Below are 13,972 nucleotides of genomic sequence, written 5' to 3'. Positions count from 1 at the left end.
CTCCTTATTCGGTGGCGTTGAGGGCGTCGCCCACGGCGTTGATCAGCGCATCGATCTGCGCTTCGCTGCTGATGAACGGCGGTGCCAACTGCAGGGTGTCGCCGCCGTAGCGCACGTAAAATCCGCTTTCCCAGCAGCGCATCGCCGCCTCGAAGGGGCGCCGCGCCGGCTCGCCGGGCCGCGCCGCCAGCGTGATGCCGGCCGCCAGGCCGATATTGCGAATGTCGGCGACGTGTTTGGCTCCTTGCAGGCTGTGCACCGCGCGCTCGAAGTAGGGCGCCAGCGCCTGTACGCGCTCCACCATCTGTTCGCGCTGCAGGATGTCCAGCGTCGCCAGCGCGACCGCGCAGCTGACCGGGTGGGCGGAGTAGGTGTAGCCGTGCGGGAATTCGAGCTGGTAGTCCGGCTCGCCGCCGTTCATGAAGGTGTGGTAGATCTCCGGCCGCACCACCACCGCGCCCATCGGCTGCGCGCCGTTGGTCACCTGTTTGGCGATGTTCATGATGTCCGGCGTGACGCCGAACGCCTCGGCGCCGGTCATCGCGCCGCAGCGGCCGAAGGCGGTGATCACTTCGTCGAAGATCAGCAGGATGTCATGCTGGGTACAGATTTCGCGCAGGCGCTGCAGGTAGCCGACCGGCGGCACGATCACCCCGGCGGAGCCGGAGAAGGGTTCGACGATCACCGCGGCGATCGTTGAGGCGTCGCGCAGCGCGATGATGCGGCTGAGCTCTTCCGCCAGCTCCGCCCCCTGTTGCGGCATGCCGCGCGAAAAGGCGTTGCCGGCCAGCAGGGTGTGCGGCAGGTGGTCCGCCTCGGCGCCGGCGCCGAACGTCTTGCGGTTGCCGGCGATGCCGCCGACCGAGATACCGCCGAAGTTAACGCCGTGATAGCCCTTTTCCCGGCCGATAAAGCAGGTTTTGCCTGCCTGGCCTTTGGCGCGCCAGTAAGCGCGCGCCATTTTCAGCGAGGTGTCCGCCGCTTCCGATCCTGAGCCGGTGAAGAACACGTAATCCAGCCCCGCCGGCGTCAGTGCCTTGATCTTGTTGGCCAGTTCGAACGACAGCGGGTGGCCGAACTGAAACGCCGGCGAGTAATCCAGCGTCGCCAGCTGGCGCTGGGCGGCGTCGGTGATTTCCTGCCGGCCGTGCCCCAATCCGCAACACCATAATCCGGACAGGCCGTCGAAAATCTTTCTGCCGTCATGGCTGGTGTAATACGCCCCCGCGGCTTGAGTAATGATGCGCGGCTGCGCTTTAAAATTACGGTTACCGGTAAAAGGCATCCAATGGGCCTCTAACCCTTCGGCATCGAGACTATTTAGCGGGTGATTTTCAGCGGCCATGTTTTCCTCCGGGCAGGAAAATAAGTGCGATTAATTAAATAAAATGAGTTGTTAACGAATTGTTGTGCGAAATTGACTATGTACCGCTTGTTCTCTACTGTGAATAATCATATGTCGAAACTTACTTAAGGTTTTATGCAAGTAAAAAAGCGCGCGCTGTTAGGGCAATTGTCGGATATGGATCTGCGTTTGCTGCGGGTATTCAAGGCCGTGGTCGACTGCGGCGGCATGAGCGCCGCCGAACTGGAGCTGAATATCAGCCTGTCGACCATCAGCAAGCACATCAAGGATCTGGAGCAGCGGCTGGGCCTGACGCTGTGCCAGCGCGGGCGCGAGGGTTTTGCGGTTACCGACGAGGGGCTGTTGATCTACCAGGAAACGGTCAACCTGCTGGCGGCCACCGAGGCGTTCCGGCGCGGGGTGGACGAGGTGCATCAGCGCATGGGCGGGCAGCTGCACGTGGCGATATTCGACCATACGGTCAGCAATCCGCAGGCGCAGATCGGCCGGGCCATCGCGTTATTCAGCGAGCGTGCGCCGGAGGTTTCTTTGCAAATGTACGTGGAGCCGATTAATACCATTGAACGCGGCGTCATTGACGGGCAATTTCAGGTTGGCGTTATTCCCATGCACCGCAGCGCGGAAAGTTTATCTTATCATTCGTTATTCAGTGAGAGGATGTTCTTATATTGCGGCGCGCAGCATGAATTATTTTCCGGCCCCCATGAAACATTAAATTGGGATCTGCTGCACAATTATGCCTTCGCCGGATTAGGCTATCATTCGCCGAATATGGAACTGAGCCTGCAGCAACATTTGCATCGCAAGGCGACGGGGTTTGCGCAGGAGTCGATCGCCACGCTAATCCTGTCCGGCAAATACGTCGGCTTTTTGCCTGATCACTACGCGGCGTTTTTCGTGGCGCAGAATATGATGCGGGCGATTAAACCGGCGCTGTTCCGCTATCACTGCGAATACTCCAGCGTGCTGCGCCGCTCGCCGGTGCCGCAGCGGGTGGTGAAGCTGTTCCATGAGTGCCTGCTGGCGGCCCACGGAACAGCGTGACGCTTACTGCTCTTTCTTCTTGCCGAAGATCCTGATCAGCGCGCCGACCAGGATGCCGACCGCGATGCCGGCGAAGATCCAGCCGATGATGCCCATTTTCTTAACCCCTGCTAGTGCGTTGATCTGATTATATAATCATTCGACGCGAAACGCCTCTTCGATCATCCGTTGCCGCTGCGCCGGCGCATAGTCGATCCAGGAATTCTTGCTGTTGGATTTCTCCAGCGCCACAGCCAATTCCTGGCCGGAAATCGGCAAATCGTCCTGCCAGAACGGCGCAATGGCGTGGCGGGTGATGAAATCGGTCAGGTAGCTCTCCGGGCTGCCCTGCCAGTGCGGGTACAGGCGCGCGGCCAGCTCGGCCATCAGCGCGCGTTGCTGCGGCTGTTCGCTTGTTTCCAGCAGGGCGAGGAACGGCAGCAGCAGGCGGCCACAGACTTGGCCGTGGTGGTAATCGCGCAGCGCGCCGATCTCGCCGGCGATGCCGTGAATGACCCCCAGCCCGGCGGCGCTCAGCGTCAGCCCGCCGAGGTAGGAAGCCTGCATGATCGCCTCGCGCGCCGCATCGCTGCGGTTGAGCGCCGGCCAGGCGGCGAGGAAGTGGCGTATGCCGTTCAGCGACATGTCGCGCGTCATGGCGCCGGCGGTTTTCGACAGATAGGCCTCGAACAGGTGGGTGAAGGCGTCGATAGCGCAGTAGGCCAACACTTTGTCCGGCGCGCCCGCCAGCAGCTGCGGATCGAGAATGGCGGTGTGCGGCACGAAGTTATTGTGGCGCAGCGAGGCCTTCACTTTGCTGACCTGGGTGTCGGTGATCACCGCGTTCTGCGTCACCTCGCTGCCGGTGCCGGCGGTGGTAGGAATGGCGATCAGCGGCAGGGTGGCGCCGCTGATTTTGCTGTCGCCGACTTTTTCCATATAGCGCAGCGTCGGCAGCGGATGCTCCACCAGCGCGGAGAACGCCTTGGCGGCGTCCAGGACGCTGCCGCCGCCGATGGCCACCACGCGCCGCGCCTGGCCGCGCCAGCGCGCCACCCAGGCGTCTATTTCCTGCGGCGACGCCTCGTGGCTGACGATCTCAGTGCCGATAAGCAGCGGCGTCAGCGATTCGCGCAGGCCGGCGTACACCGGGCCGTTGAGAAAAGATCGGCAGCTGAACAGCAGCGTCGGCTGCGGATCGGCAAGCAGCAGCGGCGGCAGTTGCTGGATGCTGCCGTGGCCGAACCAGGTCTGGCGGTTGGCGATGATGTGGCTGACGGACATGAGGTCTCCTTGACGACGTTGCAGAGCGCGATGCCACAGCATAAGTCAGCGGGCGCGGAGCGGCCACCGCTTTCCCCGCCGCGGCAACCTGTGAGTTGTTTAACATGTAAACGATCGCGCTCTTGCATTTCGGCGCTGCGGATGCTTTTTTTAACAGTACCGGCCTTCATGCGGCCAACACCATCCGAAATCGGTAGATTGTTAATGTATTAATAATGGCGAGGCGGGTATGGAAATTCAGGTTGAACGCTTGTCTGCGGTGATCGATGCGGTGGCCAGCCCACGCTTTTATCCCAGCCTGTTGAGCTGGCTGGAAGGGTTTTTCGCCTTCGACAACGCCATCGTCTATGCCTTCGAACGCGGCCGGCCGCCGCGCTGCCTGATTAAAACCGAGCGGGAAAACAGCGATGCGGTCAACCAGATCTACCAACAGGGCGCCTACCTGCAGGATCCGTTTTACCGCGCGCTGAGCGACGGCGGCGAAGGCGAGGTGCTCACGCTGCGCCAGCTGGCGCCCTGCGGGTTTTATCACAGCGATTATTACCGTAATTTTTATCGCAAGACCGGCTGGCACGACGAGGCCGGCGTGCTGCTGCAGCTGACGCCGGAGCGCGGGCTGGGGGTGTTCTTCGGCTCGGCGCGCCGCACGGTGACGGTACGCTATCCGCAGCGGGCGGATCTGCGCAGTGCGCTGACGCTGGTGAAAAGCGTGGCGCGGCTGCACGGTGAGGTGGTGGCGGCGCCGGCCGAGGCCGCGACGGTGAACAACGACGGCGGACAGGCGCGTTATCTGCTGACGCCGCGCGAGCGCGAGATCGTCGATCTGATCCTCGCCGGCTGCGGTTCGCAGCAGATTGCCGACCGGCTGTTCATCAGCCTCGGCACGGTAAAAAATCACCGCAAGAACATCTACGGCAAGCTGAACATCGGCTCGCAGGCCGAGTTGTTTAGCCTGCTGCTGACCGCCCCGCAGCGGCGCAGCGCGTGAATGTTAATTTTTTGTAGCAAATGTCCCTAAGGGGACATAGCGAACGATCCTACGGCTCCCGATAATCCGATGTCATGGCATAGGCAATCGGGAGTGCGGCAGTGAACAACGAAATCGAGTCCTTAACCTACTACGCGGCGACCAAAAAATACGATCTGCGCTTCCCGACGCTGGAAGAGGATCTGGACGTTGACGTGGTGATCATCGGCGGCGGCTTCTCCGGCATCAACACCGCGCTGGAGCTGGCGGAGAAGGGCATCACCAACATTGCCATTCTCGAAGGCCGCTATCTGGGTTACGGCGGCACCGGGCGCAACGGCGGCCAGGTGATGGCCGGTATCGGCCACGATCTGGAGAAGATCAAGCGCCACGTTGGCCCGGCCGGGCTGGAAACCATCTTCAAAATCAGCAACCTCGGCGCCGGCATTATCCGCGAGCGCATCAAGAAATATGACATCGACGCCGACTTCTGCTTCGGCTACGGCTATCTCGGCAGCAACGCGCGCCAGGAGAAGACCCTGCGCGGCTGGCTGAAGGAGTTCAAGGCGGTAGCGCCGCAGGAGGAGATTGAGCTCTACACCGGGGCGGAGGTGAAGCAGGTGGTGGGCTCAGACGCCTACACCTGCGCGCTGAAGCACATGGGCGGCGGCCACGTACATTCGCTCAACCTGCTGCTGGGCGAGGCCAAGGCGCTGAGCGGCTACGGGGTGAAAATCTTTGAGAACAGCAGCGTGCTCAACGTGGAGTATGGCTCGCGCATTACGGTGCGCACCGCCATGGGCTCTGTGCGCGCCAACAAGATGCTGTGGGCCTGCAACGGCTTTCTCAACGGCATGGAGCCGCAGATCTACCGCAAGACCATCAATACCTACGCCTTCCAGCTGGCCACCGAGCCGCTGTCTGACGATCTGATCCGTCAGATCAGCCCGATCCGCGGCGCCTACAGCGACATCCGCCCGGTGATCGATTATTACCGGGTGACCAACGAGAACCGGCTGCTGTTCGGCAGCGCCACCCGCCTGATCGAATATTTCCCATCGGATCTCAAGGCCTGGAACCGCAACCTGATGCTGAAGGTGTTCCCGTACCTGAAAGACGTGAAGATCGATCTGGCCTGGGGCGGCCCGCTGTGCTGTAGCGCCAACCTGTTCCCGCAGATCGGCACGCTGCCGGATCGCGACAACGTGTTTTACGTGCAGGGCTACTCCGGCTTCGGCGTGACGCCGAGCCACATCGTGTGCAAGGTGCTGGCGGAGGGCATGAGCGAAGGATCCGATCGGTACGATCTGATGAGCTCGATCCCGCACGTCAACATCTTCGGCAAGGACAAGCTGCGGCGGGTGATGACCACCGCCGGTAAGGTTTGGCACCAGACATCCGGCTACTGGAAAGGCCGCCGTTAACCCTCAGAGGAGAATCTCATGAAACCGTTATTGCTTAAACAACCGCTGCCAGAACTGCTGGAGATCGGCAGCGTCAGCAACCTGGGCGCCACGGTGATCGCCGGCACGCCAAACGTCGGCGTGGCCAGCATCTTCGGCGAACCGACCGACAACCTGAACTGCGGCGTGTTCAGCTGCACCCGCGGCAGCTTCGTGATGGAGTATCCGTTCGCCGAGCACGCTACGGTGTGGGAAGGCAGCGCGACCCTGACCAACGAACGCACCGGCGAATCGGTGCAGTATCAGGCCGGCGATTCCTGGTTCGTCGAGAAAGGCACCCCGGTGCGCTGGGACATCACCTCGGATCGCTTCGTCAAACACTACCTCGCCATCGTCGAAGGCTGACGCCGTCATGCCCCCCTCAGCAGGCTGAATGCCGAGGGGGAGCGCCTTAGCCTAACGCCCGCGTAATAAAATCAGTCACCCGCTTGAGGATCTGATCCTTATTGGTTTCGTTAAAGCTCTCGTGCCGCCCGCCCGCATTGATCATCCGTTCGAAATCGTCGCCGCGCAGACGATCGAGCGCGGTTTGCGTTTCGCTCATCAGCACCAGCCGATCGTCGTCGCCATGGATCCACAGCGTGGGCAGCGCGCCGAAGCCCGGCCCGGCGTTGATGGCGGCGAGGATCCGCTGCATGGCGCGCAGGGTGGGACGCTTGAACGGCCCGTGCCACACCAGCGGATCTTCCTGATACGCCGCGCCAACCGCCGGATCGCGCGCCAGGGTCGCGGTATCCAGCGGCGCGTCGGGGATCGTCGGCAGTTCAGCCAGATCGGAAATCGCCGTTCTGTCGCCGAGCAGCGGGCCGGACAGCACCAGCGCGCGTACCTCCTCGCCATGGCGCTGCACGTAGCGGGTGGCGATCATGCCGCCCATCGAGTGGCCGATCACCACCAGCGGCAAGGTGGGGTATTGCTGCCGGAAATGGCTGACCACGCGCTGCACGTCGTCGACCACGGCGTCATAATCTTCGATCAGCACGCGCTCGCCCTGCGACAGGCCGTGGCCGAGATGGTCGGGGCCGAACACCCGCGCGCCCTGCGCCTGCAGCGTGCGCGCCACGTATTGATAGCGGCCGAGGTGCTCGCCGTAGCCGTGCACCAGCAGCGCCAGATAGCGCGGCTTGTCGTTTCCCCAGTCGTGCACGGCGATGTCGCCGTGACGGCCTTTGATAAAGCTGACGGTTTGTTCGGACATGTTATTGTTCTCATGGTGGTAGGGTTGCCTTTCAGCGTAGCGGCTGGCGGCGAGGTTGTCAGGGGCGCCGGATGCGGCGCCCGCAGAGAGGACATTACAGACCGAACTGGCGCGCCAGTTCGTCGAGCGCTTCGCGCTGGAAGCGATTGAAGGCGTCGCGCGGCTGCTGTTGCTGGATGAACGCCAACAGCGGATCCTGCACTTCAGTGCGCACGCCGCTCAGCTGCTCCATCACCGCCAGCCCGCAGAACGGCACGTAGGACTCGGCGTAGCCGCCTTCATGCACCATCACCAGCTTGCCGCCGCACAGCCGGTCGGCGGCGTCCTGCACCAGCGCGGTCATGGCGCGGAAGCTGTCGCTGTGCAGCTGCATGCGCGCCAGCGGATCGAGCGCGTTGGCGTCGTAGCCGCAGGCGATGATGATCAGCTCCGGCTCGAATTTTTCCAGCGCCGGGATGATGATGCGCCGCATAGCGTGCAGGTAGCCGTCGTCGCCGGCGCCGGCCAGCATCGGCACGTTAACGTTGCAGCCCGCCCCGTCGCCTTCGCCGCGATCCCGTTCGCCGGAATAGCCCGCCGGGAAGCAGCCGTCCTGATGCAGCGACAGCGTCAGCACGTCGCCGCGCTGCCAATAGATGTGCTGGGTGCCGTTACCGTGGTGCACGTCCCAGTCGAGCACCGCCACCTTGCCGAGGCCATGGCGGGCCTTGGCGCGCTCGATGGCGATGGGAATATTGGCCAGGAAGCAGAAGCCCATCGATTGATCCGGCAGGCAGTGGTGGCCCGGCGGGCGCGACAGCGCATAGGCGTTATCCAGCTCGCCCTGCAGCACCGCCTCCACCGCCGTGCAGGCCAGCCCGGCGGAGAGCTTGGCGATTTCATAGCTGCCCGGCCCCAGCGGCGCTTCCTCTCCCAGCAGGCCGCCGCCGCTGTCGCTCACCTGTTTGAAACGCTGCAGGTAGTGGGCGGGGTGAATGCGCAGCAGGTCTTCTTCCGTCGCCGGTTCGGCGCTCAGCAGGGTGAGCTGGCGCGACAGGCCGGATACGTCCATCAGGTTCTTCATGCGCCGTTTGGTTTCCGGCGACTCGGCGTGGCCGGCGCCCGAGGGCGGTTGCACCCAGCCGCCGACCGGCAGGGTAGTGGCGTGCAGGCCGGTGCTGTGCCAGAAACAGCGTTCATCAAACAAGAAACCGGTTGTTCTTTTCACCTTTCTCCTCCTGTTATACGGCGCGGTGCGCGCGGTGAAGCCAGCGAAATCAACAGCAGCGACAGCAGCGCGCAGCCCAGCGCGCCGAACAGCAAAGCGTTGAAACCGCCGAAAGATTCGATCAGAGAGCCGGCCAGCGTGGGGCCGATGGCCATACCGCCGCCGATCACCAGGTTGATGCCGTTCATCAGCTTGCCGTCGTTATCCAGCCCGGCGACCCGCGCCAGAATGAACGGCAGCACGAAGGTCCAGGTGAACTTGAACAGCAGGGCCGCCAGGGCGAAGCGCAGCAGCAGGGGCTGGCCCGTCAGCAGCGCCACGCTGGCCAGCAGCAGGGCGTACCCCAGCATGATTAGGCGTCCGCCGCCGAAGCGCGCGCCGATCAGCGCTGCGGCCCCCGCGCCGACGATGCCGAGCAAGGTGGCGACGGCCAGCACCTGGCCGCTGTGGGCCGGCGACAGCCCGGCGCCGGCGGCGATGCCGCCGATAAAGGTCCAGACCGCGCTCAGGCTGATGTAAAAGGTCAGCACCGCCAGCACGGCGCACAGCTTGCGCGCCAGCGAGGCGGCGGGGCCGCTGCGGGCGGCGCGGGCGGCGGTGAAACCGTTGGGGAATGCCGGGATGAGCGGCAGGCAGCACAGCATGATGGCGGCCAAAATCAGGTAGACCGCCATCAGGCCGAAGTGCGCGAACAGCGGCGGCAGCACCAGCAGCCCGACCGCGCCCAGCACCAGTTGGCCGAGCACCCAGAAGGCATAGACGCGGCTGGGATTGGCGGTGCCGGCGGCGCAGGTGATGCACAGGATCATCAGGGTGCCGCCCGCCAGCGAGGCGATAAAGCGCAGCGGCAGCAGCAGGGTAAAGTCCTGCACCAGCGCCGAAGCCAGGTTGCCGACGATAAACACCAGCGCCGACAGCGTAGCGACCCGTCGCCAGTTGATGCGCCCGATCCACCACCACGCCGGCAGCGTGGCCAGGCTCATGGCGCCGAGTTCGGTGGAGAACAGGTGGCCGATCTGCGCCGGGCCGAGCTGCCATTGTGCGGCGAGCTGGGCGGCCACGGCGGGGGCGGTCATCAGAATGCCCGGCGCGATGGCGGCGAAGACGATAATGGCGGTCAGCAGCCGCGGCGGGCAGGGGAGCGCCGCGCCGACGGCGGGCGCGGAAACCGAATCACTGGACATAAACCTTTTCCCCAAGCGTTGAGTGACGATGAAATATCCCGCCCGGCCCGATTGCGGGCAGGGGGAGGCCGCGCCATAAATGGCAAATACGTTTTGGCGTTATTTTCCGGCCGTCGGCAGCGGCGGCCGTTATCGGGCGTTAACCGTGGGCGAGAAAGCCGCCGGCGACCAGTTCGGTGCGGTTCACCACGTCGGTTTTGGCGAAAATATTGCGCATATGGGTTTTCACCGTGGACAGCGAAATGCCCAGCTTCAGGGCGATGCGCTTATTGCTGGCGCCTTCGCGCACCATGTTGACGATCTCTTGCTCTTTGGCGGTCAGCAGCTGCGCCTCGCCGTCGGGCAACAGATCGCGCGTCGCCAGCTCGATCAGCGGCAGCACCGCGCGCAGGCGGCCGCGCTCCACTTCGGTAAACGGCGTATCGCGGATCAGCGATACCCCGGCGACGATGCGCTTGCGCTGGCGGATGAAGATCTCCGTCATGTCGCGCATGTCGTTCGGCAGCATAAAGTCGTGGTAATAGCGGCGGTTGCCGGCGATCGCCGCCGGGCTCATGCCGACCATGGTGATGTCCTGGCGATGGAAATTGGCCGGCTGCAGCGGATCTATCTGCTGGAAGTGGTTCAGATACTGCTGATGCGTTTTATCGGGCATGCCGTGCAGGATGTAGTGATCCGGCCGCAGGTCGCGATCGACCAGATAAAACACCCCGGCGGACACCGGGATCAGGTGCGTGATGGTCGCCAAACAACTGTTGATAAAGGCATCGGATGCGGTGCTGTGCATGATTCGTGTTCCTCCCTTTATCATTCAATCTGGAGAAGGTTGGCGGTCAATATATGAACGATACAAGCATAGTTGTAGCAATTTGGCAACACAATAAAAACATATTAACAACGTGAGGCCGATTGCAATAAAACACATAAATAACAAGATGACACTGCGTTAATCAGGGCTTTTCAGTTCGGATTTATCGCGATTTTCATTAATAGGTTAATGAAATAATTCACCGCTTTTCCCGCTGAATTTACAGCGCTTTTCAATGTTTGCCCAGGTGAAGCCCTCGCCGCCCTGCGCGTGCTACAACCGGCACGACTGGAGCCGTTCCTCGTTCTTAAGAACGATAGCCAGGCTTTTCTGCCGCTTCCTACACTGCGAATTGAAGATAGCGCCAGGCGGCGCCAAACGTATAAGACGAAAAAATGATGACCTTTCTCGGGCTGAGGCGTCGGGTTGTTCAGTCCGCATGACCATACGGGGAACGAACGATGCAGAAAAAAACGTTGGCGGTGGCGTTGAGTGGCGCCTTATCGGGCCTGGCGCAGGGGGCGGATGCCGATCGCCCCAATGTGCTGATCATTCTGGTGGACGACATGGGCTACTCCGACATCAGCCCGTTCGGCGGCGAGATACCGACGCCCAACCTGCAGGCGCTGGCCGAACGGGGCGTGCGCATGAGCCAGTACTACACTTCGCCGATGTCGGCGCCGGCGCGGTCGATGCTGATGACCGGCAACACCAATCAGCAGGCCGGCATGGGCGGCATGTGGTGGTATGAGAGCACCGCCGCGCAGCCGGGCTATGAAATGCGGCTGACCGACCGCGTGACCACATTGCCGGAGCGTTTTCGCGATGCAGGTTACGCCACCATGATGGCGGGCAAATGGCACCTGGGCTATGTCGACGGCGCCAAACCGACCGATCGCGGCTTCGAGCGCGCCTTCGCCTTTATGGGGGGCGGCACCAGCCATTTCGACGATGCGAAACCGCTGGGCACCGTGGAGGCGTTCCATACCTTCTACACCCTGAACGGCAAACGCGTGTCGTTGCCCAAAGATTTCTATTCCAGCAAGGCCTATGCCGATCAGCTGGAACAGTGGATCCGCGATACGCCGCAGAGCAAACCCGTCTTCGCCTATCTGGCGTTTACCGCGCCGCACGATCCGCTGCAGGCGCCGGATGACTGGATCGCCAAATTCGACGGCAAATACGACGCCGGTTACCAGCAGGCCTATCAGCGGCGCATTCAGCGCCTGAAGGCGCTGGGGTTGATTTCCGATCGCACGCCGATGCCGACGCTGGCGCTGGATAAGGCCTGGAACACGCTGACGCCCGAGCAGCAAAAATATGAAGCCAAGACCATGCAGGTGTACGCGGCGATGATCGCTTATATGGACGATCAGATCGGCGCGGTGCTGAACACCCTGAAGCAGACCGGCCGTGACCAAAATACGGTGATCGTGTTCGCCACCGACAACGGCGCCAACCCCGCCAGCGGCTTCTACTACGGCTCGAAGCCGGAGTATTGGCGGCAGTTCGACAACAGCTACGCCAACCTCGGCCGCAAGGGATCGTTCATTTCCTACGGGCCGCACTGGGCCAACGTCAGCAACGCGCCGTACGCCAACTACCACAAAACCACCAGCGCGCAGGGCGGCATCAATACCGATTTCATCATCTCCGCGCCGCGGCTGAAGGGGCGCGGCGGCATCGACCGCACGCCGATGGCGGTGTATGACATCGCGCCGACGCTGTATGACTATGCCGGCATCGACGCCAACAAACCGCTGAAGGCCAAACCGACGCTGCCGATGGTCGGCGTCAGCTTCAAGCGCTATTTCAGCGGCGAGGCCGACGGCGTGCCGCGCGCGACCTACGGCGTGGAGCTGCATAACCAGGCCGCCTATGTGGATGGCGTCTGGAAGCTGCGGCGGTTGGTGAAGGCCGGGCCGACGGCGCAGATGGCGCCGTGGGGGCTGTTCAACCTGCATGACGATCCGCTGGAAACGCGCGATCTGGCCGCCGCCAACCCGGATCGAGTCAAACGGCTGAGCGAGGCGTATCGTCGCTTTGCGCAGCAGGGCATGGTCATTGAAGCCAAAGGCGCAGCGATCGACTACCTCGGCGTTGACGCCAGCACCGGTGACTACATCGGCCTGGATCCGCTGACCCACAAACCGTTGCCGCAGGCGGCGCCATGAACCTGGCCCAGCTGCGCGCGCAGCAGATCCCGGTAGAGAGCGAACCGCGCGCGGCGGCGCCTTTTCATTTGCTGGTGAAGCCGATCGGCGCCGGCTGCAACCTGGGTTGCCGCTACTGCTACTACCCGCAGCGCCAGCAGGAGCGGACGCGCAAGATGGACGACGACCTGCTGGCGGAATTTATCCGCGGCTACATCGCCGCCCAGCCGCGTTACAGCCGCGAGATCAACTTCGTCTGGCAGGGCGGTGAACCGCTGCTGGCGGGGATCGGTTTTTACAAGCGGGCGCTGGCGTTGCAACGCCGCTACGCGCCGCCGGGCGTGCGGATCAGCAACAGCCTGCAGACCAACGGTACCCTGCTGAACGACGCCTGGTGCCGGCTGTTCCGGCAGCATCACTTTATCCTCGGCGTCAGCCTGGACGGCGACCGCGAGGTACAGGACGCCCACCGGCCGGACAAGCGCGGCGGCGCCAGCTATGACGCCGCGCTGCGCGGCATTGCGTTGTTGCAGCGCCATCAGATCGACTTCAACCTGCTGATGGTGGTGCACGACGGCGTCGCGGATCGCGCCGAGGCGATCTACGATCATGCGGTGGCGATCGGGGCGCGTTATCTGCAGTTTCAGCCGCTGATGCTGGAAGGGGATGCGCCCACCGCCGGTTACGGACTGAGCGCCGCCAACTGGGGGCGCTTTATGCTGGCGGTATATCGCCGCTGGCGCAGCCGCGGGCACGTTGGCCAGGTCTTCGTGATGAACATCGAACAGGTCTACGCGCAGTATTTCACCCACGTCAGCCCCAGCTGCGTGCACGCCGAACGCTGCGGCGGCAATCTGGTGATGGAGCCGGACGGGCGGCTTTACGCCTGCGATCATCTGATCAATGCGCAGCATCTGCTCGGCCATGCCGATCGCCACACGCCGCTCGCCACCCTGGCGGCAAGGGCGGCGGAGATGCCGTTCGGTAAAAACAAGAGCCTGCGCCGCGAGTGCCAACGCTGTAGCGTGAAAAGCGTCTGCCAGGGCGGCTGCCCGGCGCATGTGGGCGAAGATCGCTACAACCGGCTGTGCGCCGGCTATTACGCCTTCTTTTCCGCGCTGCTGGCGCCGCTGCGCACCTACCCGCGCAGCCCGCAGGGGGCGATGCAATGGCGCGCCGCCGTGAGCGCCACCGCAGGTTGAAACCGTCTCGTCCTTAAGGACGATAGTCAGCATTTTCCTTTCCTCTCTATAGTGAGATTACCGCCGCTGGCGGTGAAAAACCTGCAAGCACCTGCATGCATCAGGCCAAAACTATAA

12 protein-coding genes are annotated in these 13,972 nt (G+C 63.0%); 6 read left to right on the top strand and 6 right to left on the bottom strand.

Translation table 11 applies throughout. From position 1 onward, the window contains the following. Nucleotides 1-4 precede the first annotated feature (4 nt). Entirely contained in the window at nt 5-1,345 is a 1,341-nt protein-coding gene (locus tag ACJ8J5_RS07850; RefSeq protein ID WP_060422578.1) for an aspartate aminotransferase family protein, read from the bottom strand. Nucleotides 1,346-1,480: 135 nt separating this feature from the next. Here ACJ8J5_RS07850 and ACJ8J5_RS07845 point away from each other — a divergent pair, with 135 nt between their 5' ends. After that, a complete protein-coding gene (locus ACJ8J5_RS07845; RefSeq protein WP_025305173.1) occupies nt 1,481-2,410 on the top strand; it encodes a LysR family transcriptional regulator in 930 nt (309 codons plus the stop codon). 135 nt (nt 2,411-2,545) lie between these two features. Here the strand turns inward: ACJ8J5_RS07845 and ACJ8J5_RS07840 are convergent, their stop codons facing one another. Then, nucleotides 2,546-3,673 (bottom strand): iron-containing alcohol dehydrogenase, encoded by a 1,128-nt coding sequence (locus ACJ8J5_RS07840; protein WP_043136185.1) that lies wholly within the window; start codon nt 3,671-3,673, stop codon nt 2,546-2,548. Nucleotides 3,674-3,902: 229 nt separating this feature from the next. On the opposite strand from ACJ8J5_RS07840, the gene ACJ8J5_RS07835 reads away from it, so the two are divergent. The 3 genes from ACJ8J5_RS07835 (at nt 3,903) to ACJ8J5_RS07825 (ending at nt 6,448) form a co-directional block, all read left to right on the top strand. Then, nucleotides 3,903-4,661 (top strand): helix-turn-helix transcriptional regulator, encoded by a 759-nt coding sequence (locus tag ACJ8J5_RS07835; RefSeq protein WP_147823084.1) that lies wholly within the window; start codon nt 3,903-3,905, stop codon nt 4,659-4,661. A 101-nt stretch (nt 4,662-4,762) separates the two neighbouring features. Further along, nucleotides 4,763-6,064 (top strand): NAD(P)/FAD-dependent oxidoreductase, encoded by a 1,302-nt coding sequence (locus tag ACJ8J5_RS07830; protein WP_151428307.1) that lies wholly within the window; start codon nt 4,763-4,765, stop codon nt 6,062-6,064. 18 nt (nt 6,065-6,082) lie between these two features. Continuing rightward, complete coding sequence (locus ACJ8J5_RS07825) at nt 6,083-6,448, top strand: cupin domain-containing protein (RefSeq protein WP_015376517.1); 366 nt, start codon at nt 6,083-6,085, stop codon at nt 6,446-6,448. A 46-nt stretch (nt 6,449-6,494) separates the two neighbouring features. On the opposite strand, the gene ACJ8J5_RS07820 is transcribed toward ACJ8J5_RS07825, so the two are convergent. The 4 genes from ACJ8J5_RS07820 to ACJ8J5_RS07805 all read right to left on the bottom strand — a co-directional run bounded on the left by ACJ8J5_RS07820 (nt 6,495) and on the right by ACJ8J5_RS07805 (nt 10,479). Further along, a complete protein-coding gene (locus ACJ8J5_RS07820; protein WP_127146472.1) occupies nt 6,495-7,301 on the bottom strand; it encodes an alpha/beta hydrolase in 807 nt (268 codons plus the stop codon). A 94-nt stretch (nt 7,302-7,395) separates the two neighbouring features. Then, a complete protein-coding gene (locus tag ACJ8J5_RS07815) occupies nt 7,396-8,508 on the bottom strand; it encodes a class II histone deacetylase (RefSeq protein ID WP_414104724.1) in 1,113 nt (370 codons plus the stop codon). Beyond that, nucleotides 8,505-9,692 carry an MFS transporter gene (locus ACJ8J5_RS07810; RefSeq protein ID WP_414104725.1) on the bottom strand — a complete coding sequence of 396 codons (1,188 nt, stop codon included), beginning with the start codon at nt 9,690-9,692 and terminating at the stop codon, nt 8,505-8,507. The genes ACJ8J5_RS07815 and ACJ8J5_RS07810 overlap by 4 nt, the downstream gene beginning before the upstream one ends. Nucleotides 9,693-9,831: 139 nt before the next feature. Then, the gene (locus tag ACJ8J5_RS07805) at nt 9,832-10,479 is read right to left on the bottom strand and encodes a helix-turn-helix transcriptional regulator (protein ID WP_038878402.1); all 648 of its coding nucleotides are present in this window, start codon (nt 10,477-10,479) and stop codon (nt 9,832-9,834) included. A gap of 482 nt (nt 10,480-10,961) precedes the next feature. Here ACJ8J5_RS07805 and ACJ8J5_RS07800 point away from each other — a divergent pair, with 482 nt between their 5' ends. Then, nucleotides 10,962-12,674 (top strand): arylsulfatase, encoded by a 1,713-nt coding sequence (locus ACJ8J5_RS07800; RefSeq protein ID WP_149542347.1) that lies wholly within the window; start codon nt 10,962-10,964, stop codon nt 12,672-12,674. After that, the gene (locus ACJ8J5_RS07795) at nt 12,671-13,855 is read left to right on the top strand and encodes an anaerobic sulfatase maturase (RefSeq protein ID WP_414104727.1); all 1,185 of its coding nucleotides are present in this window, start codon (nt 12,671-12,673) and stop codon (nt 13,853-13,855) included. The genes ACJ8J5_RS07800 and ACJ8J5_RS07795 overlap by 4 nt, the downstream gene beginning before the upstream one ends. Nucleotides 13,856-13,972 lie beyond the last annotated feature (117 nt).

The sequence above is a fragment of the Serratia sp. CY43202 genome, assembly GCF_052168755.1.
GTDB lineage: Bacteria > Pseudomonadota > Gammaproteobacteria > Enterobacterales > Enterobacteriaceae > Serratia > Serratia bockelmannii.
The sequence above is the reverse complement of the archived record's forward strand: the minus strand, read 5'-3'. Positions and strand labels throughout refer to the sequence as shown.

Bases quoted from the DNA above. Each gene is read 5' to 3' on its own strand.
- ACJ8J5_RS07850 (WP_060422578.1), bottom strand. From the start codon at position 1,345: ATGGCCGCTGAAAATCACCCGCTAAATAGTCTCGATGCCGAAGGGTTA.
- ACJ8J5_RS07825 (WP_015376517.1), top strand. From the start codon at position 6,083: ATGAAACCGTTATTGCTTAAACAACCGCTGCCAGAACTGCTGGAGATC.
- ACJ8J5_RS07800 (WP_149542347.1), top strand. From the start codon at position 10,962: ATGCAGAAAAAAACGTTGGCGGTGGCGTTGAGTGGCGCCTTATCGGGC.
- ACJ8J5_RS07810 (WP_414104725.1), bottom strand. From the start codon at position 9,692: ATGTCCAGTGATTCGGTTTCCGCGCCCGCCGTCGGCGCGGCGCTCCCC.
- ACJ8J5_RS07795 (WP_414104727.1), top strand. From the start codon at position 12,671: ATGAACCTGGCCCAGCTGCGCGCGCAGCAGATCCCGGTAGAGAGCGAA.
- ACJ8J5_RS07820 (WP_127146472.1), bottom strand. From the start codon at position 7,301: ATGTCCGAACAAACCGTCAGCTTTATCAAAGGCCGTCACGGCGACATC.
- ACJ8J5_RS07840 (WP_043136185.1), bottom strand. From the start codon at position 3,673: ATGTCCGTCAGCCACATCATCGCCAACCGCCAGACCTGGTTCGGCCAC.
- ACJ8J5_RS07805 (WP_038878402.1), bottom strand. From the start codon at position 10,479: ATGCACAGCACCGCATCCGATGCCTTTATCAACAGTTGTTTGGCGACC.
- ACJ8J5_RS07845 (WP_025305173.1), top strand. From the start codon at position 1,481: ATGCAAGTAAAAAAGCGCGCGCTGTTAGGGCAATTGTCGGATATGGAT.
- ACJ8J5_RS07835 (WP_147823084.1), top strand. From the start codon at position 3,903: ATGGAAATTCAGGTTGAACGCTTGTCTGCGGTGATCGATGCGGTGGCC.